The organism is Micromonospora sp. C31, assembly GCF_018070575.1.
In the GTDB taxonomy this organism is placed as follows: Bacteria; Actinomycetota; Actinomycetes; order Mycobacteriales; family Micromonosporaceae; genus Micromonospora.
Map to the genome: position 1 here is coordinate 130,520 of NZ_JAGPXN010000010.1, position 20,859 is coordinate 151,378.

Below are 20,859 nucleotides of genomic sequence, written 5' to 3' on the forward strand. Positions count from 1 at the left end.
GGTCGGGTGCCGGAGCGCGGGCGGGCGCGCCGTGGGGTGGTTATGGTCGTCGGGTGAACCGACTCGCTGACGCCACGAGCCCGTACCTGCTCCAGCACGCCGACAACCCGGTCGACTGGTGGCCCTGGTGCGACGAGGCGTTCGCCGAGGCGAAGCGCCGGGACGTCCCGGTGCTCATCTCGGTCGGCTACGCAGCCTGCCACTGGTGCCACGTGATGGCCCACGAGTCGTTCGAGAACGAGCAGGTCGGCGCCCTGATGAACGACGACTTCGTCTCGATCAAGGTGGATCGCGAGGAGCGGCCCGACGTCGACGCCGTCTACATGACCGCCACCCAGGCGATGACCGGGCAGGGCGGCTGGCCGATGACCGTCTTCGCCACCCCGGACGGCACGCCCTTCTTCTGCGGCACCTACTTCCCCCGGGCGAACTTCGTCCGGCTGCTCCAGTCGGTCGCCGCCGCCTGGCGGGACCAGCGCGACGCCGTCGTACAGCAGGGCGCCGCCGTGGTCGAGGCGATCGGCGGCGCCCAGGCCGTGGGCGGGCCCACCGCGCCGCTGGACGCCGTGCTGCTCGACGCCGCGGCCGACCAGCTCGCCAAGGAGTACGACGCCACGAACGGCGGCTTCGGCGACGCGCCGAAGTTCCCGCCGCACATGAACCTGCTCTTCCTGCTGCGACACCACCAGCGCACCGGCTCCCCGCGCAGCCTGGAGATCGCCCGGCACACCTGCGAGGCGATGGCCCGGGGCGGCATCTACGACCAGCTCGCCGGCGGCTTCGCCCGCTACTCCGTCGACGGGCACTGGACGGTGCCGCACTTCGAGAAGATGCTCTACGACAACGCGCTGCTGCTGCGGGCGTACACCCAGCTCTGGCGGCTGACCGGCGACCCGCTGGCCCGCCGGGTCGCGCAGGACACCGCCTGGTTCCTCGCCGACGAGCTGGCCACCGCGTCCGGCGGATTCGCCTCGGCGCTGGACGCCGACACCGAGGGCGTCGAGGGATCGACCTACGTCTGGACGCCGACCCAGCTGGTCGAGGTGCTGGGGGAGGAGGACGGCCGCTGGGCCGCCGACCTGTTCGCCGTCACCGAGGCCGGCAGCTTCGAACACGGCACCAGCGTGCTGCGGCTCGCCCGGGACGTGGACGACACGGACCCGGCGGTGCGGGAGCGCTGGCAGGACGTCGTCGGCCGGCTGCTCGCGGCCCGGCGCGAACGGCCGCAACCGGCCCTGGACGACAAGGTGGTGGCCGCCTGGAACGGGCTGGCCATCACCGCCATCGCCGAGTTCAACCGGGTGGCCGACACGTTCGGCCCGGCCGGCCCGGACGAGGGGTCGCAGACGCTGGAGGGCGTCGCCGAGGGCACCTGGGGCGCGATGCGCGACGCCGCCGAGTACCTGGCGAGGGTGCACATCGTCGACGGCCGGCTGCGCCGCGTCTCCCGCGACGGGGTCGTCGGTGATCCTGCCGGCGTGCTGGAGGACTACGGCTGCGTCGCCGAGGCGTTCTGCGCGATGCACCAGGTCACCGGCGAGGGCCGCTGGCTGGAGCTGGCCGGCGGGCTGCTGGACACCGCGTTGGAGCGGTTCGCCGCGCCGGGCGGCGCCTTCTACGACACCGCCGACGACGCCGAGCGGCTGGTGAGCCGGCCGGCCGACCCGACCGACAACGCCACCCCGTCCGGACGATCGGCGATCGTCGCGGCGCTGGTCGCGTACGCGGCGCTGACCGGCGAGACCCGCTACCGGGAGGCCGCCGAGGGGGCCCTGTCGACCGTGGCGCCCATCGTCGGCCGGCACGCCCGCTTCACCGGCTACGCGGCCACCGTCGGGGAGGCGCTGCTCTCCGGGCCGTACGAGATCGCGGTGGTCACCGACGATCCGATGGGGGACCCGCTGGTCGCGGCGGCACACCGGCACGCCCCGCCCGGCGCGGTGATCGTGGCGGGCCGCCCGGGCCAGGACGGCGTACCCCTGCTCGTGGACCGGCCGATGGTCGACGGGCGGGCCACCGCGTACGCCTGCCGGGGTTTCGTCTGCGAGCGTCCCGTGACGGCGGTGGACGACCTGGTGGCCCAGCTCGCCCGGCGGTGAGCCGCACGACCAGGGCGGTCGCGCCCGGTGTGCGATGCGCCAGCCGGCGACGCAGGTGACGGGGCGTCCCGATAGGCTGGCGCCGTTATGGATTCCCGTACCGGTCTGCCCGTCGTCGGCATGGTGGGCGGTGGCCAGTTGGCCCGGATGACCCACCAGTCCGCGATCGCCCTCGGCCAGTCGCTGCGCGTGCTCGCGCTGGCCCCCGACGACGGCGCCGCGCTGGTCGCCGCCGACGTCCAGTACGGCGACCACACCGACCTCGCCGCGCTGCGCACCTTCGCCAAGGCCTGCGACGTGGTCACCTTCGACCACGAGCACGTCCCAACCGAGCACATCCGGACGCTGGCGGACGAGGGCGTGAAGCTCTTCCCGCCGGCCGACGCGCTGTTGCACGCCCAGGACAAGCGGGCCATGCGGGAGCGGCTGGGCGAGTTGGGTGCGCCGAACCCGGCGTGGCGACCCGTGGCGGAGCCCGCCGACCTCATGGCGTTCGGCGACGAGGTCGGCTGGCCGGTGGTGCTCAAGGCGGCCCGCGGCGGGTACGACGGCCGGGGCGTCTGGCTGGTCGACGACGCGGCGCAGGCCGCCGAGCTGGCGACGACCCTGCTGGCCGGCGGCACCCGGCTGATCGTCGAGGAGCGCGTACCGCTGCGTCGCGAACTCGCCGTTCAGGTGGCGCGCTCGCCGTTCGGGCAGGTCGCCGCGTACCCGGTGGTCGAGACGGTGCAGCGCGACGGCATCTGCGTCGAGGTGCTCGCCCCCGCGCCGGGCCTGCCGGAGGAACTGGCGGTGGCCGCCCAACAGCTCGCCATCGACCTGGCCACCGCGCTCGGCGTGGTCGGCCTGCTCGCCGTGGAGCTGTTCGAGGTGGCCGACCGGACGGCGCCCGCCGGCAGCCGGATCGTGGTGAACGAGCTGGCGATGCGGCCACACAACTCCGGGCACTGGACCATCGAGGGCGCGCGTACGTCGCAGTTCGAGCAGCACCTGCGGGCGGTGCTCGACTACCCGATGGGTGACACCTCGCTGACCGCTCCCGTGGCGGTGATGGCGAACGTGCTCGGTGGCGAGCCGGGTGGGATGTCGATCGACGAGCGGCTGCACCACCTCTTCGCGGCCGAGCCGGGCGCCAAGGTGCACCTCTACGGCAAGCAGGTGCGACCCGGCCGCAAGATCGGGCACGTCACGGTGCTCGGTGACGACCTGGACGACGTACGGACGCGGGCCGCCCGGGCCGCCCGCTGGCTGCGTGAGGGGCGCGAGTGAGCGCGAGTGAGCTTGCGAGCCCGGCAGCCGCGAACGAAAGGCACACCGGTGAGCGCGAGGAGTGAGCTTGCGAGCCCCGCAGTCGCGAACGAAAGGCACACCGCAGTGAGCGTCGTTGGGCTGATCATGGGCAGTGACTCGGACTGGCCGACGATGAGGGCCGCCGCCGAGGCGCTGGACGAGTTCGAGGTGCCGTACGAGGTCGAGGTCGTCTCGGCACACCGTACGCCGATCAAGATGATCGACTACGGACGCGCCGCGGCCGACCGGGGCCTGAAGGTCATCATCGCCGGGGCGGGTGGCGCCGCCGCCCTGCCCGGGATGGTCGCCTCGGTCACCCCGTTGCCGGTGATCGGCGTGCCGGTGCCGTTGAAGCACCTCGACGGGATGGATTCACTGCTCTCGATCGTGCAGATGCCGGCCGGCGTGCCGGTGGCCACGGTGTCGATCGGCAACGCGCGCAACGCCGGGCTGCTCGCCGTCCGAATCCTGGCCGCCGCCGACCGCACCCTGCTCGACCGCATGTCGGCATACCAGGCGGACCTGGAGCAGTTGGTCGCCGAGAAGGATGCCGCCCTGCGCGCGTCCCTCGCCTGATCTCCTGGCCCCGCCCAGCATCGCCCCCGCGCCGCCCGTCGCCCCCGCGCCGCCGCGCCGCCCGCGCCGCCGTGCGGCCTGCGGCCGGTCCTTGCCGCCTGCGCCCCGCCCAGGTTCCTGCCGTGGCCGGCTCCGCCTTCGGCCCACCCCTTCGACGGCTCCACCAGGTCGACGGCTCATCCAAGGCTGCTGTTGCTGCGGCCCACCGGCGCTCGGTTTCAACGGCCACCGGCCGGTAGCCCGGCGTGAGAAGCGATGAGGGCGGAAGGACCCGGAGGGTCGTCGCTTTCAGTAGCAGACGCCTGTGTTACGCAGAGTTGCTGCACCTGTCCGCTGGGAGTTCGTCTCGTCGGTCCCTTTGCTTTGCAGCCATATACGCGCCGGCCGTCTGAACTGGGAGTTCCCTCCGGCGTGACTAATCGAAGCTGCAAGTGATCGCAACACATTGTGACTGGTGCGTCGATGGCTGCAGAGCAAAGCGCGCATCGGGTTGGTGGCCATCCGGCCCGTTCGGTCACTCAGTGTGGTCGCCTGCGCCGGTAATCGCATGGCCAGCAGTCGGCGGGGTTGTCGGGCGGGTGGGCCGGGCGTGCGGCGTGCGGGTGCTGGGCGTGCGGCGTGCCGACCGTGCGAAAAAAGCGGCGGATGCCACCCGCGCAAAGGCGGCGACACGTGTCGTCGCGTCCGGCGTCGTACGCGTTCCGCCCCTGTGGCGGCGGCCCTGCCACGGTCGAGCCCGACGGCCCGCGTCCGCCGGACCACCCAGGCCCGCCTGCGCCGGGCCGCCCCCACAACGCGAGTCAGGCCCGCCTGCGCCAGACCACCCGCCACGATCCCGCCACGATCCTGCCCGCCACGATCCTGCCCGCCACGAGGGCGGCCGGGTCTCAGCGCATGCCGCGCAGGGCCGTCTGTAGGCGTTCCTGGGCGCGGCGTCGGCGCTCGTTGCTCGCGCCGAGCGCCAGCAGCAGGATGCCGACGGGAATCAGGGCCAGCCACGGCCCCAGGCTGAACAGCGCGTGCACCGCCGCGATCGCGGTGACGGCGGCGCCGACGATCACCGGTGCCTGTTGCTGGCTCATCGACCCGAAGACGAGCACGGCCACGGCACCGAGCAGCAGCAGCACCTGGCGCAGGGTGCTGGAGTCGGTGGCCAGCACGATCGCCAGGGTCGGCACGAACGCGGCGACGAGCGCGGGCCCGTACGCGACCCAGCTGCTCAGGTCGGGCCGGTGCCGCAGCTCCAGCACGCCGACGAGCAGGGCCAGCGCCGCGAAGGGCAGCGTGTAGGCCTCCGGCAGCGCCACGTCGGCGACCCGCATCAGGATCCACCAGGCGGTGATCTCGCAGGCCACCACCGCCCAGAACAGGATGTGCCGCTCCACCGGCCGGCGGCCCGGTCGGGTCGCCGCCACACCGAGCACCGCACCCCACGCGGCCAGCAGCGCCGCGATGTGCCGGGGCGAGTCGAAGGCCAGCGCCAGGGCGATCAGGGCGGCGGCGTACCCGCTCCACTCGACTGTCGCGGCCTCCGGTTGGGCCTCGGGGCGACGCAGTCGGGGCAGGGTCGCGGCGAACACCTGTAGGGCCGCGCCGACCGCCAGTACGCCGAATGCGGACCAGACGGCCGCGAGGCCGGCCACCAGGCCGGCGGTGAGCACGAAGAGCTGCGCCGTCAGCGAGGCGAACAGCCAGCCCAGGATGCGCGCCCGCCGGGTGGTGCCGAAGAGCGCGGCCACCGCGCCGACGCCGACCGCGCCGCCGAGGGTGAACAGGGTCAGCTCCCGCGTCGCCAGGCCGCCCACCAGGCCCGCGCTCCCGGCTGCCAGCCCGATGGCGAAGACGAGCACCCGGGCCAGGCGCAGCGACCGGGCCCGCTCGACCAGGGGTGGGGGCGGGGTGAGCGCTAGGCCCAGCATCGAGATGGTGAACACGGCCAGCGCCGCCAGGGTGCTGGCCGGCCAGCCGTTGCCGAGCGACGCCGGGGTGATCAGCAGGGTCACGGCGGCGCCCGGCAGCACGACCGGTACCGCCCGGGAACGTCGCCCGCCGCTGAAACCGGTGGCGGCCAGCGCGGCGGTCGCGGTGAGCAGCAGTGCGGTCAGCACGTGGGTCGGGTCGACCGCGTCGGGTGGCGGGGTGAGCAGCTCCGGCGGTGGCCCCTGCCAGACCCGGCCGAGGCTGCGGTGCGGGTCGACCAGGGCGACGACCAGGGGCGGCGCGATCGACACCAGCGCCAGGACGGTGGGCAGCGTGCCGGCGGCGAGCGCCCCGGCGGCGGGGCTGACCCGCCAGCGGCGCTGCGTCCCGTCGTCCGGCAGTCGGCGCAGTGCGCCGTCGAGCAGCACCGACCAGCGCCGCACCGGCTGGGCCGCGCCCACCGGCGGTTCGGTCGCGCCCCGGACCAGTTCGGCGAGCACCCCGAGCAGGGCCGCGGCGGCGGCGTAGACGCCGAGGGGCTGGCCGGCGGGAACGGCGGCCAGGGCGCTCACCGTGGCGCCGCCGGCCACCGCCGCGCTCGCCCAGGGCAGGTACTGCGGGATCCGCCGCCGGACGGCGGCCACGGCCGCCAGGCCCAGGCTCGACGCGGCCAACGCGGCGGTGAGCACCACCTCCGGTGCTCGCTCGAACTCGGCGGCCAACGCCGCGACGGCGCCCGGGAACGCGAGCAGGGCGGCCCCGGCCGCGGCGCCCCCGATCTGGGCGAGGTGCGGCGGCATCCCCTCGTTCTCGATGTCGTCCACCAGCGGCACGGCCAGCGACCGGGCCAGCGCCGCCACCACGATGCCGATCAGCGCGATGCTGCCCAGCGCCAGCGCGGTGCTCCAGGGCCGGACCAGGCCCGCCCCGGCGGCGTGCAGGGCGACGACGCCGGCCACGACCGCCCGGGACAGGCCGGCGCGGGGGTCGACCGCGGCCACGGCGGCAGCCCCGAAGACGGTGGCGACCATGCCGCCGACCAGGACGGGCGACCACCACGGCAGGTCGAACGCGGCCGGTGCGCCGATCGTGGCGAGCACGGCCGCCGCGCCCGACACGTCGTACTTCCACGGTGGTGGCAACAGCACCGCGGCGGCGACGCCGAGCAGCGCCAGGGCCACCGGGGCCTGCCACGTCGACCCGCCGGTCGGCCCGGCCGGCCAACCGGTCAGGTCACCGTCCCAGATCGGGCCCGGCGTGGCGAGCACGCCCAGCCCGCCCCGCAGCGCGCTCCAGCCGGCCAGCAGCCCGATCAGCACGCCGCCGACGGCGAGGCCGACGATCGGCCCGCGCCGCCACTCCTGCGGCATGGCCCGGGCGGCCACGGCCACCACCAGGACCAGCCCGGCGGCGACGACGAGCTGCCCGCCGGGGGCGAGGACGGCCGTGATCCGGGCCAGGGTGGCGATCAGGGCGGCGGTGACCGCCGCAGCGGCCAGGTCGGAGCCGTCCAGGCTGAGGTCGGAGCGCCGGCCGGCGTCGATGGGGCCGGCGAACACCACCATGGCGGCGGCGACGAGCAGCAGGCCACCGACCCAGGCGTCGGCGGCGGTGGCGCCCGGGGCACCGAACGCGGCGGCGGTGACCGTGACCGCGCCCAGAGCGGTGCCGACCGCCAGCGGCGTCGGGATGCGTCGCTGGGAGACCTGCACGATGGCGGCGTACCCGAGGGTGACGCAGACCGCCAGGAAGCTGGCCGCGAGCACCGGGACGGTGGCCTCGCGCAGGCTCGCCGGGGTGGGCGTCGGGTCGACCGGTACGGTCGCGGCGACGAAGGCGGCCACCGCGCCGGGCAGCGCGAACGCCGCGCCCCCGGCGGCCCAGGCCGAGACGGTGTCGGCCGCCGCCGGAGCGAGTCGCACCCGGGGCGCCACGGCGACCAGGACCCCGGCGGTGAACAGGGTGAGCAGGACCGCGGCGGTCAGCGCCGGCCGGGCCAGTCCGGCGCCCGCGCCGAACAGGCCGACGCCGGCGGCGGCCGTCGCGTGTGCCAGCGCCGCGCGTTCGGTGCGGGCGGAGAGCCCGACCACCCCGATGCCGACCGCCGTCAGCACCATCGGCCAGGGCGCGACCGCCCATCCGAGGCCGAACGACGCGGGTACGGCGAGCGCGGTCAGCGCCGCTCCGACGACGGCGAACTCCCGGCGGATCTCGGGCGGCAGGGCCAGCACCGCGGCCACGGTCAGCAGGAAGGCGCTCGCGGCGAGCTGCCAGGCGGCCGGGCCCACGGCCGCCGACAGCTCGGCCGGGTAGCGGTCCAGGTCGGCCGCCCAGGCCGGTAGCGCGGCCCGGACGGGGGCGACGCCGGCGCGCAGGGCGCCACCGGCGACCACCACCCCGCTGACGGTGAGCGCGACCGCCGAGGCGAGCTGCGGCCCGCGCCGGGCCGCCTCCGGCACCGCCCGGACGGCCAGCCCGGTGAGCGTGATGACCGCCGCGATCAGCAGCAGGGCCCGCCCGGGGAAGGCCACCGAGGCGATCCGGCTCAGCGCGCCGAGCACGGCGAGGGTGAAGATCCCGGCGCCGAGGTCCGGCAGCGGCGGCCGGCGCAGCACCAGCGTCCCGGCCAGCCCCACCGCGGCGGCCAGCAACAGCGCCACCCCGGCCCCGGTCGCGGCCGGTACGGTGCTCGCGCGGAGCAGGGCGGAGACGGCGTACGCGAGGGCGAGGGCGACCGCCATCCCGTGCAGCACCCAGGTCAGCTCGCGCAGCCACGGCACCGGCCGGGCGGCCGGGATCCGCTCCTGCGCCGGCAGCCCGCCGTCGAGCACCTCGCCGGCCTCCTCGGGCGCCCCCTCGGGCCGGCCGTCGGCGCGGCGCTGCCGGGGCGCGGTCGCGGGCTCGGCCGGGGGTTCGGGCAGGTCCCGGCGGACCGGCCGCTCCACGGTGACGGGGGAACGTGCCAGCCAGAGGTCGAGCAGGGCCACCGCCGTCAGCACCAGCGCCCAGCCGCCCGGGCCGCTGAGCCGGTCGTACGCCAGCAGCGGCAGCACCGGCTGGGCGGCCAGTACGGTGGCGAACCGGGGTACGCGCAGCCCCGTCCAGCCCGCGTAGCCGAAGGAGACGCCGGCGGTGACGGCGAAGACGATGGCGCCGAAGACCGCACCCGAGGCACCGCCGCCGCCGATCCGGTCCACCGCCCACAGGGCGTAGCCGGCCAGCGGCACCAGGAGCAGGCCGACGGCGGAGATGGTCTCGGCGGTCGAGGTGAGCCCGCGTCGGGCCAGCACCGGCGGGGCGAGCAGCATCAGCACGGTCGCGAGCAGCAGGATGCCCAACCGGGCCAGCGCGTCCATCGAGCTGGTGGCCACGGCGGCGAAGACCACGGCGGCGACCCCGAGCAGCAGCGCGCCGAGCCCGAGGGGGATGTTCTGCACCTCGCGGGAGGACGCCTCCGGCGGGTGCTCCGGGTCGTCGGCGTCGAGCCAGGTGGCGGTCGTCGGCGGGGGCGGGGGCGGATCCTCCGGGCCGGCCGGGGTGCCCTGCCGGGGCACCCGGGGCGGGGCGCCGGTGGCGGCCGTGGGCGGCCGGCGGCCCGGCCTGCGGCGCAGCACCCGGCGGGGGCGGGTGGCCTGCTTGAGACGTTCCTCACCGGCGTGGGCGAGGATGTCCCGCTGGAAGAGCGCGGCCTGCATCTTGGCGGCGATCTGCCGCTGCTCGCTGGCGATGGCGGCCTCGCGGGCCTTCATCTCCGCGATGGACCGCTCGATCTCCGCCAGGTGCTCGACCCACTGCGGCTGGTGCGCGCCGCAGTGCGGGCAGCTGGCGGCCGGTTTGATCTCCCGGCCGCACGAGGAGCACTGAAAGGTCGCCACGACACCCCTCCACCCGCACTGTGGACTCCCACTCTCGCAGCATGCCCAATGTGGGCGCGGATTTCGACAGTTGTCGGCGGGTCCGGGGCAAAGATCGTCCACGCGGACGGCGAACGGCCGGTCGCGGAGCGTGCTCCGCGACCGGCCGCCGGTGGTCGAACGTCAGGGGCGGCCCATGCCGCGGTACTCCCAGCCGGCCTGCGTCCACAGTGCCGAGTCCAGGCAGTTGCGGCCGTCGACGACCTTGCGGCCGGCGACCAGCTCGCCGAGGGCCACCGGGTCGGCGTTGCGGAAGTCGGCCCACTCGGTGAGGACGCAGACCAGGTCCGCCCCGGTCACGGCCTCGTTGATGCCGGGCTCGTAGACCAGCTCGGGCGCCACCGCGCGCGCCCGTTCCATGCCCTGCGGGTCGTAGACGTGCACGTCGGCGCCGGCCTTGCGCAGCAGCGAGGCGACGGAGAGCGCCGGCGCGTCGCGTACGTCGTCGGTGTTGGGCTTGAAGGTCGCGCCGAGCACGGCCACGCGCATGCCGGAGAGGTCCGGCCCGGCAGGCCCGGAGCGGCGGCCGAGCAGTTCGGCGGCGAGCTGGACGACCCGGGTCCGGCGGCGCAGGTTGATCAGGTCGACCTCGTGCAGGAAACGCAGCGCCTCCCCGGCGCCCAGCTCCTGGGCGCGGGCCTGGAAGGCGCGGATGTCCTTGGGCAGGCAGGCGCCGCCGAAGCCGAGCCCGGCCTGGAGGAACCGGTTGCCGATGCGCGGGTCGAAGCCGATGGCCCGGGCGAGGTGGGTGACGTCGCCGCCGGAGGCCTCGCAGACCTCGGCCATCGCGTTGATGAAGGAGATCTTGGTGGCGAGGAAGGCGTTCGCGGCGACCTTGACCAGCTCGGCGGTGGCGAAGTCGGTGGCCACCAGGGGCACCTCGCGGTCCTCGGTGGCGGCCAGGTCGAAGACGCCCTTGTGGGCGGCGTAGAGCATGCCGTTGGCCCACTCGCTCTTGACGCCGACGACGATCCGGTTGGGTCGTAGCACGTCGTCGACGGCGAAGCCCTCCTGGAGGAACTCCGGGCTCCACGCCACCTCGACGCCCAGGTCGGCGGGGGTGTGCTTGCTGACGAGCTGCTCCACCCACTCGGCGGTGCCGACCGGCACGGTCGACTTGCCGACGATGAGCGCCTTGCGGGTCAGGTGCTGGGCCAGGCTGGTGACCGAGGCTTCGACGTACGACAGGTCGGCGCCCATCCCGTCGGCGCGCTGCGGCGTGCCCACGCAGATGAAGTGCACGTCACCGAACTCGGCGACCTCGGCGATGTCCGTGCTGAACCGCAGCCGCCCGGCGCCCAGGTTGCGCTTGAGCAGTTCGTCGAGGCCGGGCTCGTGGATCGGCACCTCGCCGGCGTTGAGCATGGCGATCTTGTCGGCGTCGACGTCGAAGCCCAGGACCTCGTAGCCGAGTTCGGCATAGCAGATGGCGTAGGTCGCGCCGAGATAGCCGGTGCCCAGGAAGGTCACCCGCGGTCGCTGCGCGCCGGAGGGGGGCGTCACCGCGGCGATGGCGGGCATCGGCTGGGTGTTCGGGTACGGGATCGTCACGCCTGTCTTCTCCGCTCGCGCTGGCGTCGCGTCGTCGCGTCGCGTTCTGCTGCGGCGCCTGGGCGGGCACCGGAGGGACTCTAACGTCTGGCTGTTCCATCATCGCCGGGCGGCGTCGGCGCTCCGCCACGTCAAGGCTACGCGGCGGTAACATCGCCGGAGTCGTGTCGCTATCCTTCAGTCTGCGCCGTCGGCGGTCAGGAGACGCTACAGACTGCGCATGATAGCGGTGAAGGGGAGGGGCCGACATGGCCGCAGAGCAGTCGTTCGACGTCTACCGGTTGCCCGAGGAACACGAGGCGATCCGGGAGGCGGTCCGTGAGGTCTGTACGGCCAAGGTGGCACCGAACGCCGCCGAGGCCGACGAGACCGGCGAGTTCCCGAAGGCGTCCCACGACGCGTTGCGGGCCGCCGACTTCCACGCCCCGCACATTCCCGTCGAGTACGGCGGTGCGGGCGCGGACGCCCTGGCCACGGCCATCGTGATCGAGGAGGTGGCGCGGGCCTGCGCCTCGTCCTCGCTCATCCCGGCGGTCAACAAGCTCGGCACCATGCCGCTGCTGTTGGCCGGCTCCGAGGAGCTGAAGCGGAAGTACCTGACCCCGGTCGCGGCGGGCGACGCGATGTTCTCGTACTGCCTGTCCGAGCCGGAGGCCGGCAGTGACGCGGCGTCGATGACCACCCGCGCGGTGCGTGACGGCGATCACTGGGTGCTCAACGGCGTGAAGCGCTGGATCACCAACGCGGGGGTCTCCGAGTACTACACGGTCTTCGCGGTGACCGATCCGTCGGCCCGGTCCCGGGGCATCTCCGCCTTCGTGGTCGAGAAGTCCGACGCCGGGGTGAGCTTCGGCGCCCCGGAGAAGAAGCTCGGCGTCAAGGGCTCGCCGACCCGCGAGGTCTACCTGGACAACGTCCGGATCCCCGCGGACCGCATGATCGGCGCCGAGGGCACCGGCTTCGGCACCGCGATGCAGACCCTGGACCACACCCGGGTCACCATCGCCGCGCAGGCCGTCGGCATCGCCCAGGGCGCGCTCGACTACGCCAAGGGGTACGTCCAGGAGCGCAAGCAGTTCGGCAAGGCGGTCGCCGAGTTCCAGGGCGTCCAGTTCATGCTCGCCGACATGGGCATGAAGCTGGAGGCGGCGCGGCAGCTGACGTACGCCGCGGCCGGCAAGTCCGAGCGGGGCGACGCGGACCTGACCTACTTCGGCGCGGCGGCCAAGTGCTTCGCCTCCGACGCGGCCATGGAGATCACCACCGACGCGGTGCAGCTGCTCGGTGGCTACGGCTACACCCGGGACTACCCGGTCGAGCGGATGATGCGGGACGCCAAGATCACCCAGATCTACGAGGGCACCAACCAGGTGCAGCGCATCGTGATGGCCCGTCAGCTCCTGAAGGGCTGACCGGTCGGCGGGTGGGCCGGACGCCCGGCCCACCCGCATCCGCACCGCTTCCCGGTCCCGCCGCACGACACGCGTACGGCCGGGGCGTCAGCGGATCTCGGTCGTGGTGTCCTCTTCCGGCCGGTTGGTGCCGCGCGGCGGCGCCGACCACGGCGACTCCCCGCCGGTGCGGCGCGGCAGCGGCTCGGTCGGCGTCGGGTCCGGGTAGCCGAGGCTCGGCGGGGTGGTGTCCCGGTCGGTCGGCTCGGCCGGCGGCCAGTCGGTCAGCGTGAAGTCGTTGCGCTCCGGCCCCTCGGCGGGCGCCGGTGTCGGCTCGGCCACCGGTCGGGGCCAGCGCCGCCAGCGCTGCCCGCTGAAGGTCGCCACGACCAGCAGCAGACCGATCAGGAAGAGCGTGCCGTTCTCCACCGGCAGGTGCAGCGGCAGGGGGTCGCCGAAGACCCGCCAACCGTCCGGGATGCGGTCCCGCACCTCGAAGGGCGCGACGAACATCCCCACGTACGGGGCGGCGAGCAGCAACCCGGCCACGAGCGGGCCGAGCGGTGAGGTACGCAGCGTGCCGAGCAGGCCGAGCAGGATCCCGCCGACGGCGAGATATACGGCGGGCTCGATGAGATTGGCCGAGTTCGACGTGCCGAGCTCGACCCAACGGTCGACGGTGCCCGCCGACCCGTCCTGCCCGAGGGTGACCAGCACCCACGTGACGGGCGCCACCACCAACCCCGCGAGGAAGCTCCAGAGATGTCGCATCCGCGCACCGTACCGTCTTCGACATGACCGAGCACCCCGCCACCGCGCCGGCCGGCAAGCCGACCTCCTACTCCCGGGTCACCCTGAGCCGGATCATGACCGCGGTCGACGTCAACCTCTACGGCACCGTGCACGGCGGGGTGCTGATGAAGTTCATCGACGACGTCGCGGGGGCCGCCGCGGCCCGGCACAGCGGCGGCACGGCGGTCACCGCGGCCATCGACGAGATCGTCTTCACCGAGGCGGTCCGGGTCGGTGACCTGCTGCACGCGCACGCGCAGGTGAACTGGACGGGGCAGACCTCCATGGAGGTCGGGGTCCGGGTGGTGGCGGAGCGGTGGGACTCGGCCGAGGACGAGCCGGTGCGGGTGGCCACCGCGTACCTCGTCTTCGTGGGCGTCGACCTCGGCGGCGCGCCGCGGGCGGTCCGACCCGTGCTGCCGGAGGGCCCGGAGGACGAGCGCCGGTTCCGGGAGGCGGAGATCCGCCGCGCCCACCGGCTGTCCCGCCGCCGCGCCATCCAGGCCCACCGCGCCGGCTGACGTTGTTAGGAAGGGCCCCTTCCTCTACCGAAGACGTTAGGAAGGGGCCCTTCCTTGCACCGCGGCCCACACAGGGTGGGGCCGGGGCATGTGGCTTCCACACGTGCGCCGACGGAGGTCGGCTGCGGAGAATGGCGCTCTGAGGTAGGGCAAGATGGCGCCACGGCCCATTTCACAGTGTCGTGCGGGCCAGGGGAGGGTGGAACAGTGGGTGACGTGCTGTGGGCGCCGCCGGCGGACGTACGCGAGCGGTCCCGGATCGGGAGCTTCCTGCGCTGGCTGCGTGAGCACCGGGGGCTGGACTTCGCCGACTACGACGAGCTGTGGCGCTGGTCCGTGACGGACCTCGACGCGTTCTGGCGGTCGGTCTGGGACCACTTCGAGGTGGTCGCGCACACCCCGCCGACCGCCACGCTGAGCGACCGCGGGATGCCCGGGGCCAGGTGGTTCCCCGGCGCCACCCTCAACTACGCCGAGAACGTGCTGCGGATGCCGGGCCGGGCCGACGACGACCCGGTGGTCGTCGCGCACGGCCAGACCCGGGCGCCGGTCACCCTCACCGCCGCCGAGCTGCGCGAGCAGGTGCGCCGGGTGGCCGCCGGGCTGCGCCGGCTCGGCGTCACCGCCGGCGACCGGGTCGCAGCCTACGCGCCCAACATCCCCGAGACGTACGTGTTGCTGCTCGCCACCAGCAGCCTGGGCGCGGTCTTCTCCTCCTGCGCGCCGGAGTTCGGCACCCGCAGCGTCACCGACCGGTGGCAGCAGATCGAGCCGAAGGTCCTGGTCGCCGTGGACGGCTACCGCTACGGCGGGAAGCCGGTCGACCGGCGGGCCGAGGTGGCCGCGATCCGGGCCGCCCTGCCGTCGCTGGAGCACACCGTCGGCATCGCCTACCTCGACCAGGCCGCGGATCCGGCGGGTGACGCCACGGACGGCACGCCGGCCGCGTTCGAGGGCGCGCTGGCCTGGTCGGAGCTGGCCGCCGGCACCGACGAGCCGCTCACGTTCACCCCGGTCGCCTTCGACCACCCGCTCTACGTGCTCTACTCCTCCGGCACCACCGGGCTGCCGAAGCCGATCGTGCACGGCCACGGCGGCATCCTGCTGGAGCACCTGAAGATGCTGGCCCTGCACCACGACCTGGGCCCGGCGGACCGGTTCTTCTGGTTCACCACCACCGGCTGGATGATGTGGAACTTCCTGGTCTCCGGGCCGGCGGTGGGTGCGGCGATCGTGCTCTTCGACGGCAACCCGGGCCACCCCGACCTGGGCGCGCTGTGGCGGCTGGCGGAGGAGACCGGCACCACGTACTTCGGCACGTCCGCGCCGTTCCTGCTGGCCTGCCGCAAGGCCGGGCTGGTGCCGAGGGAGATCGCCGACCTCTCCGCGCTGCGCGGGGTCGGCTCGACCGGCGCGCCGCTGCCCGCCGAGGGCTTCACCTGGGTGTACGAGACGGTCGGCGACGACCTCCAGCTCCAGTCGCTCTCCGGCGGCACGGACGTCTGCACCGGCTTCGTCGGGGGTGTGCCGCTGCTGGCGGTGCACGCCGGGGAGATCACCTGCCGGGCGCTCGGCGCCAAGGTGGAGGCCCGGTCGGCCGACGGCACCCCGGTCGTCGGCGAGCTGGGCGAGCTGGTGATCACCGAGCCGATGCCGAGCATGCCGGTGGGCTTCTGGAACGACGCCGACGGCAGCCGCTACCGGGAGGCGTACTTCGACCTCTACCCGGGCGTCTGGCGGCACGGCGACTGGATCACCATCAACGAACGGGGCGGCTGCGTGATCACGGGCCGCTCCGACGCCACCCTGAACCGGGGCGGCGTACGGCTGGGCACCGCCGAGTTCTACTCGGTGGTCGAAGGGCTCGACGAGGTCGTCGACTCGGTGGTCGTGCACCTGGAGGACGACGAGGGCGGCGCCGGGGAGCTGCTGCTGTTCGTGGTGCTCGCCGAAGGCCTGGAGCTGGACGACGCGATGCGGAAGAAGATCTGCCGCGAGCTGCGTACCGCCCTGTCGCCCCGGCACGTGCCGGACGAGATCCACCAGGTGCGGGCCGTCCCGCGCACCCTGTCGGCCAAGAAGCTGGAGGTCCCGGTGAAGAAGATCCTCACCGGCACCCCGGTGGACTCGGCGGCGGCCCGGGGCGCCCTGGCCAACCCGGAGTCCCTGACGGCCTTCGCCACCCTCGCCGAGCACCGTGGTCAGGTGCGCAGCACGTTGGCGTAGATGAGCCAGGCCAGCGCGGACTTGGCCACGAGACTGAGCAGGATGTACGAGACCTCGCCGTAGCGGTAGTCACGCCATCGACCGCGCTGGGCGTACTGCAGTGCCATGTTGAGCGCGAAGCTCGCGAAGAGGAGGAACTGGATGACGATGATCGCCCAGACGAAGCCGGGGATCTCCGGCGGCTGGGCGACGTAGACGGCGATCGCCGCCCAGGGGGCCAGGCCGACCAGCGAACCGAACCAGAAGGCGCTCCAGTCGGCGCGTCCCGGCACCTGCTGCCGCTCCATCAGCAGGCCGAACAGGATCATCGCGGTGTTCGCGCCGAAGATCCCGATGACCGCCGCGAGATCGCGGATACCCACGAACAGCCCGATCAGGACGATCATGATCGAGGCGCTGACCGAGTACTCGATCCAGCGGGCGTAGTTGCTGCGGCGATCCAGGTTGCGTGCGTACCAGGGGTGCACGCCCGGGGCCGCGGTGACGAGATGGTCGAGCGCGGCGAGGAGCAGGAAGACCGCCACCGCCGGGCCGATGGCGAGTCGGAAGGCCACCTCCGGGAGCGTGGCGTCGCGCAGCGTCGTCGGGTCGGCCGTCAGGTACGACGCGGTGATCGGCAGGGACAGGTCGTTGCTGGCGGCCCACATCCAACCGCCCTCGACGGCCAGGATCAGACCGACGAGCACGTTGAATCCGCGCAGCCGACGGTAGCGATCGCGGCCTGCCGCTGTTGGGCGTCCCATGTGCGCCACCATAGAGCCCGGAATGTCCGTTCGTTGCCAGATGGCGGCTCTGCTCACGGGTTCGAGGTGCCCGCGAGAGCGGGGTCAGCGAAGAGAGCGGGTCACGCGTTCCGTGGTGGCCCGCGAGGGCAGGCGGGCCGGGTCGGCGTTGGCGCAGAGGACCGCGGTGGCGCCGACCGTCAGCGGGGCGAGCAGCCAGTCGACCGGGTCGGGGTAGGCGCCGGTGTCGATCAGGACCCGGTCGCCGGGCGCGATGCCCAGCTCCGTCGCGCGGGCGGTCGCGCGGCCCAGCAGCTTCGCCTCGCCCGGGCCGCCGGCGGCGTACGGGCTGAAGTGGTCGCCGTGGGCGCGTACCTCCGACACGTAGTCGGCGAGGCCGGCCGGCACCTGGCGCATCGGCAGGGCGAACGGGTCGAGGGCGAGGACGTAGCGTTCGCCGGCCGACCAGGCGTCCGCCTCGTCGAGCCGCGCCGCGGCGACGAAGAGCACGTCCACGTCGCCCGGCGTGTCGGCGACGGTGAGCCCGGCCGACCAGCAGCCGAGCAGCACCGCGGCGGTCTGCCAGTGCGGGGGCAGCACCACCCCGGCGACGTCGCCGGGGCCCACGCGCACCTCGTCGACGAGCAGGTTCGCCGTCTTGGCCACCCAGTTCGCCAGCGTGGCGCCGGAGAGCTCGGTGCGCTCTCCCGTGGCGTCGTCGTACCAGGTCAGCAGCGGTCTGGTCGGGTCGGTCGCGATCGCGTCGGCGAAGACCCGGGCAATGTTGTCGGCCATCGGCGCGAACGATACGCCCCCGGCGGCCGTACTCGATGACGGCGACAAGTCGGCGTACCGTCGGGTCGCAGTCAGCGTCGGCGCCGGGCTCCGGCGTAGGCTTGCCGGAGTGTCGTTCCCCACAGGCCCGTCAGTTCAAGGAGTCGCCCCGTGACCGCCGGCCGCCCGCCCCGCGTGCTCATCGACGCCACGAGTGTCCCCGTCGACCGTGGCGGTGTCGGTCGATACGTCGACGGCCTGCTCGGCGCCCTCGGCAAGGTGTGCGGTTCGGGGGTGGAACTGGCCGTCGTCTGCCTCCGCACCGACCTGGAGCGCTACGCCCGGATGCTGCCCGGCGCGGAGATCGTCCCGGCCCCGGCCGCCGTGGCGCACCGCCCCGCCCGGCTCGCCTGGGAGCAGACCGGCCTGCCGCTGCTCGCCCAGCAGGTGGGCGCGCAGGTGCTGCACTCGCCGTTCTACACCTGCCCGCTGCGCGCCGGCTGCCCGGTCACGGTGACCGTGCACGACGCGACGTTCTTCACCGAGCCGGAGCACTACGACAAGTCGCGGCGCACCTTCTTCCGCAGCGCGATCAAGACGTCCCTGCGCCGCGCCAGCCGGGTGATCGTGCCGAGCAAGGCCACCCGCGACGAGCTGATCCGGCTGCTCGACGCCGACCCCACCCGGATCGACGTCGCCTACCACGGCGTCGACCACGCCGCCTTCCACGCGCCCAGCGACGAGGAGAAGGCCCGGGTCCGGGCCCGGCTGGGGCTCGGCGGCACCAACTACGTGGCCTTCCTGGGTGCCAAGGAGCCGCGTAAGAACGTGCCGAACCTGATCCGCGGCTGGGCCCGCGCCGTGGCTGAGCGGGAGGATCCGCCGGCCCTGGTGATCGCCGGCGGCCAGGGGCACGACGACGACATCGACCGCGCGGTGGCGGAGGTACCGTCGCACCTGCGGCTGCTGCGCCCGGGCTACCTCCGCTACGCGGACCTGCCCGGCTTCCTCGGCGGCGCCCTGGTGGCCGCCTACCCGTCCTACGGGGAGGGTTTCGGCCTGCCCATCCTGGAGGCGATGGCGTGCGCCGCCCCGGTGCTCACCACGCCCCGGCTGTCGCTGCCGGAGGTGGGCGGCGACGCGGTCGCGTACACCAGCGAGGCGCCCGATCAGATCGCCACCGACCTGGCCGCGCTGCTCGACGACGAGCAGCGGCGGTTGTCCCTGGCCAAGGCCGGTTTCGACCGGGCCAAGGAGTTCACCTGGGAGTCCAGCGCCGAGGTGCACATCGCCGCCTGGAGCCGGGCCCGGTCCTGACCGCCGCGACCGGCGGCGCGAGAATGCGTCCCCGTTCAGGCGAATCGGGCATGATGTGCGGGTGATCTACGCCGTCATCCCGGCGGGTGGCAGTGGCACGAGGTTGTGGCCGCTGTCCCGCGCCGGCCATCCCAAGTTCCTCCACCCGCTGACCGGCTCCGCCGCCTCGCTGCTCCAGGCGACGGTGGACCGGCTGGGCCCGCTGACCACCGCCGAGCGCACCCTGGTGGTCACCGGGACCGCGCACGTGGCGGCGGTCGCGCGCCAGCTCGGCGGAGTGCCGGAGGAGAACATCCTGGTCGAGCCGTCGCCCCGGGACTCGTGCGCGGCGATCGCCCTGGCCGCCGCGGTCATCGCGCGGCGCGAGCCGGAGGCGGTGATGGGCTCCTTCGCCGCCGACCACCTGATCGGTGACCCGCAACGCTGGCGGCAGGTGGTCCGGGAGGCGGTACGCGGCGCCGAGCAGGGTCTGCTCATGACGGTCGGCATCACCCCGACGCGGGCCGAGACCGGCTACGGCTACCTCCAGACCGGCGACCCGGTCGACGGCGGCCCGCTGCGACCGGTCGCCGAGTTCAAAGAGAAGCCGAGCGCGGAGGTGGCCGAGGCGTACCTGCGCTCCGGGCGGCACCTCTGGAACGCCAGCATGTTCGTCTGGCGGGTCGACGTGTTCCTCGCCGAGCTGGCCCGCCAGCAGCCCGCCCTGCACGCCGGGATCGTCGCGATCGCCGACGCGTGGGGCACCGAGGAGCAGGACGGCGTGCTCGGCACCATCTGGCCGACGCTGCCGAAGATCTCCGTCGACTACGCGGTGATGGAGGGCGCGGCGACCGCCGGCCGGGTGGCGACCGTGCCGGGCGACTTCGGCTGGAACGACGTCGGCGACTTCCACACCCTGGGCGAGGTGCTGCCCGCCGACGCGGACGGCAACGTGGTGCTCGGCGCCGACGCCAAGCCGGGGGTGCTGCTGCGCGACAGCGGCGGACTCGTGGTGGTGTCCCACTCCGGCCGGCTGGTGGCCGCCGTCGGCGTACACGACCTGATCATCGTCGACACGCCGGACGCGCTGCTGGTCTGCCCCCGGGACCGGGCGCAGGACGTCAAGAAGGTCGTCGACGAACTCAAGGAACGGGGCGAAGAGGGGCTCGTCTGAGCGTCGCCAGGGCCGGGGCGACCAGGTGCGCCGTCCCGCCGGCCAGCGGCTCCGGCAGCCGGTCCGGCGGGAACCAGCCCAGCGCCTCGGACTCCTCGCTGACCCGCTCCACCGCCCCGGGCGGGGCGAGCACGGCGAAGCGTACGTCGTGGTGCAGCGAGCCGCCCTGGCAGCTCACGGGGTGGATGTCGACGTCGATCGGCACCGGGTCGATCCGCAGGCCGGCGATGCCGGACTCCTCGCCCGCCTCCCGCAGGGCGGCGGCGGCGAGGGTCCGGTCGGCCGGCTCGCAGTGCCCGCCGAGCTGCACCCAGCGCCGGAACTTGCCGTGCAGGCAGAGCAGCACCCGTGACCCGGTGGCGTCGAGCACCAGCGCGCTCGCCGTGACGTGCCCGGGCCGGTGCGCCCGGCTCATCGCCACCGGCCCGGCGGCCAGCAACGCCAGGGTGCGGTCCCGGGCCTCGGCGGCGGCCGGGCCGGTCGGCTCCCAGCGGCTCAGCGTCACGACGGCGTCGGCGTGCAGCGCCGTGTGCACCCCGGCGTGCCGCGCCTGATCCACCCCGGCCTGCGGCGCCGGGTGCGCCTCGGCGTGCCGCGCCTGATCCGCCTCGGC

At 74.3% G+C, this 20,859-nt stretch carries 13 protein-coding genes and 2 pseudogenes; 9 read left to right on the plus strand and 6 right to left on the minus strand.

Features of this window, described 5'->3' with window-relative positions; genetic code table 11:
• Positions 1-53 precede the first annotated feature (53 nt).
• The 4 genes and pseudogenes from KBX06_RS28710 to purE all read left to right on the plus strand — a co-directional run.
• Positions 54-1,308 (plus strand): annotated as a pseudogene (locus KBX06_RS28710) (thioredoxin domain-containing protein); the annotation flags it as partial.
• Between the two features lie 65 nt (positions 1,309-1,373).
• Positions 1,374-2,099, plus strand: a pseudogene (locus KBX06_RS28715) (hypothetical protein); the annotation flags it as partial.
• 87 nt (positions 2,100-2,186) lie between these two features.
• Positions 2,187-3,368, plus strand: a complete 1,182-nt coding sequence (locus KBX06_RS15715) for a 5-(carboxyamino)imidazole ribonucleotide synthase (RefSeq protein ID WP_210835431.1) — start codon at positions 2,187-2,189, stop codon at positions 3,366-3,368.
• Positions 3,369-3,473: 105 nt separating this feature from the next.
• The gene (gene purE / locus KBX06_RS15720) at positions 3,474-3,965 is read left to right on the plus strand and encodes a 5-(carboxyamino)imidazole ribonucleotide mutase (protein ID WP_089001934.1); all 492 of its coding nucleotides are present in this window, start codon (positions 3,474-3,476) and stop codon (positions 3,963-3,965) included.
• Between the two features lie 887 nt (positions 3,966-4,852).
• Here the strand turns inward: purE and KBX06_RS15725 are convergent.
• Together KBX06_RS15725 and KBX06_RS15730 are read right to left on the minus strand one after the other, a co-directional pair.
• A complete protein-coding gene (locus tag KBX06_RS15725) occupies positions 4,853-9,760 on the minus strand; it encodes an SCO7613 C-terminal domain-containing membrane protein (protein ID WP_210835432.1) in 4,908 nt (1,635 codons plus the stop codon).
• 162 nt (positions 9,761-9,922) lie between these two features.
• The gene (locus tag KBX06_RS15730; RefSeq protein WP_210835433.1) at positions 9,923-11,350 is read right to left on the minus strand and encodes a UDP-glucose/GDP-mannose dehydrogenase family protein; all 1,428 of its coding nucleotides are present in this window, start codon (positions 11,348-11,350) and stop codon (positions 9,923-9,925) included.
• A gap of 248 nt (positions 11,351-11,598) precedes the next feature.
• On the opposite strand from KBX06_RS15730, the gene KBX06_RS15735 reads away from it, so the two are divergent.
• Positions 11,599-12,762 carry an acyl-CoA dehydrogenase family protein gene (locus KBX06_RS15735; RefSeq protein WP_210835434.1) on the plus strand — a complete coding sequence of 388 codons (1,164 nt, stop codon included), beginning with the start codon at positions 11,599-11,601 and terminating at the stop codon, positions 12,760-12,762.
• A gap of 87 nt (positions 12,763-12,849) precedes the next feature.
• Here KBX06_RS15735 and KBX06_RS15740 read toward each other — a convergent pair whose 3' ends face one another.
• Positions 12,850-13,512, minus strand: a complete 663-nt coding sequence (locus KBX06_RS15740) for a hypothetical protein (RefSeq protein WP_210835435.1) — start codon at positions 13,510-13,512, stop codon at positions 12,850-12,852.
• 23 nt (positions 13,513-13,535) lie between these two features.
• Here KBX06_RS15740 and KBX06_RS15745 point away from each other — a divergent pair, with 23 nt between their 5' ends.
• Together KBX06_RS15745 and KBX06_RS15750 are read left to right on the plus strand one after the other, a co-directional pair.
• Positions 13,536-14,054: an acyl-CoA thioesterase gene (locus KBX06_RS15745; RefSeq protein WP_210835437.1), complete on the plus strand. Its 519-nt coding sequence runs from the start codon at positions 13,536-13,538 to the stop codon at positions 14,052-14,054.
• Between the two features lie 207 nt (positions 14,055-14,261).
• Positions 14,262-16,280, plus strand: coding sequence for an acetoacetate--CoA ligase (locus KBX06_RS15750; protein WP_210835438.1), 2,019 nt, complete (start codon positions 14,262-14,264; stop codon positions 16,278-16,280).
• On the opposite strand, the gene heR is transcribed toward KBX06_RS15750, so the two are convergent.
• A complete protein-coding gene (gene heR, locus KBX06_RS15755; RefSeq protein WP_210835439.1) occupies positions 16,256-17,023 on the minus strand; it encodes a heliorhodopsin HeR in 768 nt (255 codons plus the stop codon). The two genes, KBX06_RS15750 and heR, sit on opposite strands and share 25 nt — an antisense overlap.
• 84 nt (positions 17,024-17,107) lie before the next feature.
• Positions 17,108-17,797 carry a TIGR03089 family protein gene (locus KBX06_RS15760; RefSeq protein ID WP_210835441.1) on the minus strand — a complete coding sequence of 230 codons (690 nt, stop codon included), beginning with the start codon at positions 17,795-17,797 and terminating at the stop codon, positions 17,108-17,110.
• Positions 17,798-17,947: 150 nt separating this feature from the next.
• On the opposite strand from KBX06_RS15760, the gene KBX06_RS15765 reads away from it, so the two are divergent.
• Both KBX06_RS15765 and KBX06_RS15770 read left to right on the plus strand, forming a co-directional pair.
• A complete protein-coding gene (locus tag KBX06_RS15765; protein ID WP_210835443.1) occupies positions 17,948-19,093 on the plus strand; it encodes a glycosyltransferase family 1 protein in 1,146 nt (381 codons plus the stop codon).
• Between the two features lie 61 nt (positions 19,094-19,154).
• The gene (locus tag KBX06_RS15770; RefSeq protein WP_210835445.1) at positions 19,155-20,246 is read left to right on the plus strand and encodes a sugar phosphate nucleotidyltransferase; all 1,092 of its coding nucleotides are present in this window, start codon (positions 19,155-19,157) and stop codon (positions 20,244-20,246) included.
• Here KBX06_RS15770 and KBX06_RS15775 read toward each other — a convergent pair.
• Positions 20,215-20,805 carry an NUDIX hydrolase gene (locus KBX06_RS15775; protein WP_374225644.1) on the minus strand — a complete coding sequence of 197 codons (591 nt, stop codon included), beginning with the start codon at positions 20,803-20,805 and terminating at the stop codon, positions 20,215-20,217. The two genes, KBX06_RS15770 and KBX06_RS15775, sit on opposite strands and share 32 nt — an antisense overlap.
• Positions 20,806-20,859: the final 54 nt, after the last annotated feature.

What these genes read in the sequence shown, in the direction of transcription:
- KBX06_RS15715 (WP_210835431.1), top strand. Translation starts at nt 2,187, where the DNA reads ATGGATTCCCGTACCGGTCTGCCCGTCGTCGGCATGGTGGGCGGTGGC.
- KBX06_RS15740 (WP_210835435.1), bottom strand. Translation starts at nt 13,512, where the DNA reads ATGCGACATCTCTGGAGCTTCCTCGCGGGGTTGGTGGTGGCGCCCGTC.
- KBX06_RS15735 (WP_210835434.1), top strand. Translation starts at nt 11,599, where the DNA reads ATGGCCGCAGAGCAGTCGTTCGACGTCTACCGGTTGCCCGAGGAACAC.
- KBX06_RS15760 (WP_210835441.1), bottom strand. Translation starts at nt 17,797, where the DNA reads ATGGCCGACAACATTGCCCGGGTCTTCGCCGACGCGATCGCGACCGAC.
- heR (WP_210835439.1), bottom strand. Translation starts at nt 17,023, where the DNA reads ATGGGACGCCCAACAGCGGCAGGCCGCGATCGCTACCGTCGGCTGCGC.
- KBX06_RS15745 (WP_210835437.1), top strand. Translation starts at nt 13,536, where the DNA reads ATGACCGAGCACCCCGCCACCGCGCCGGCCGGCAAGCCGACCTCCTAC.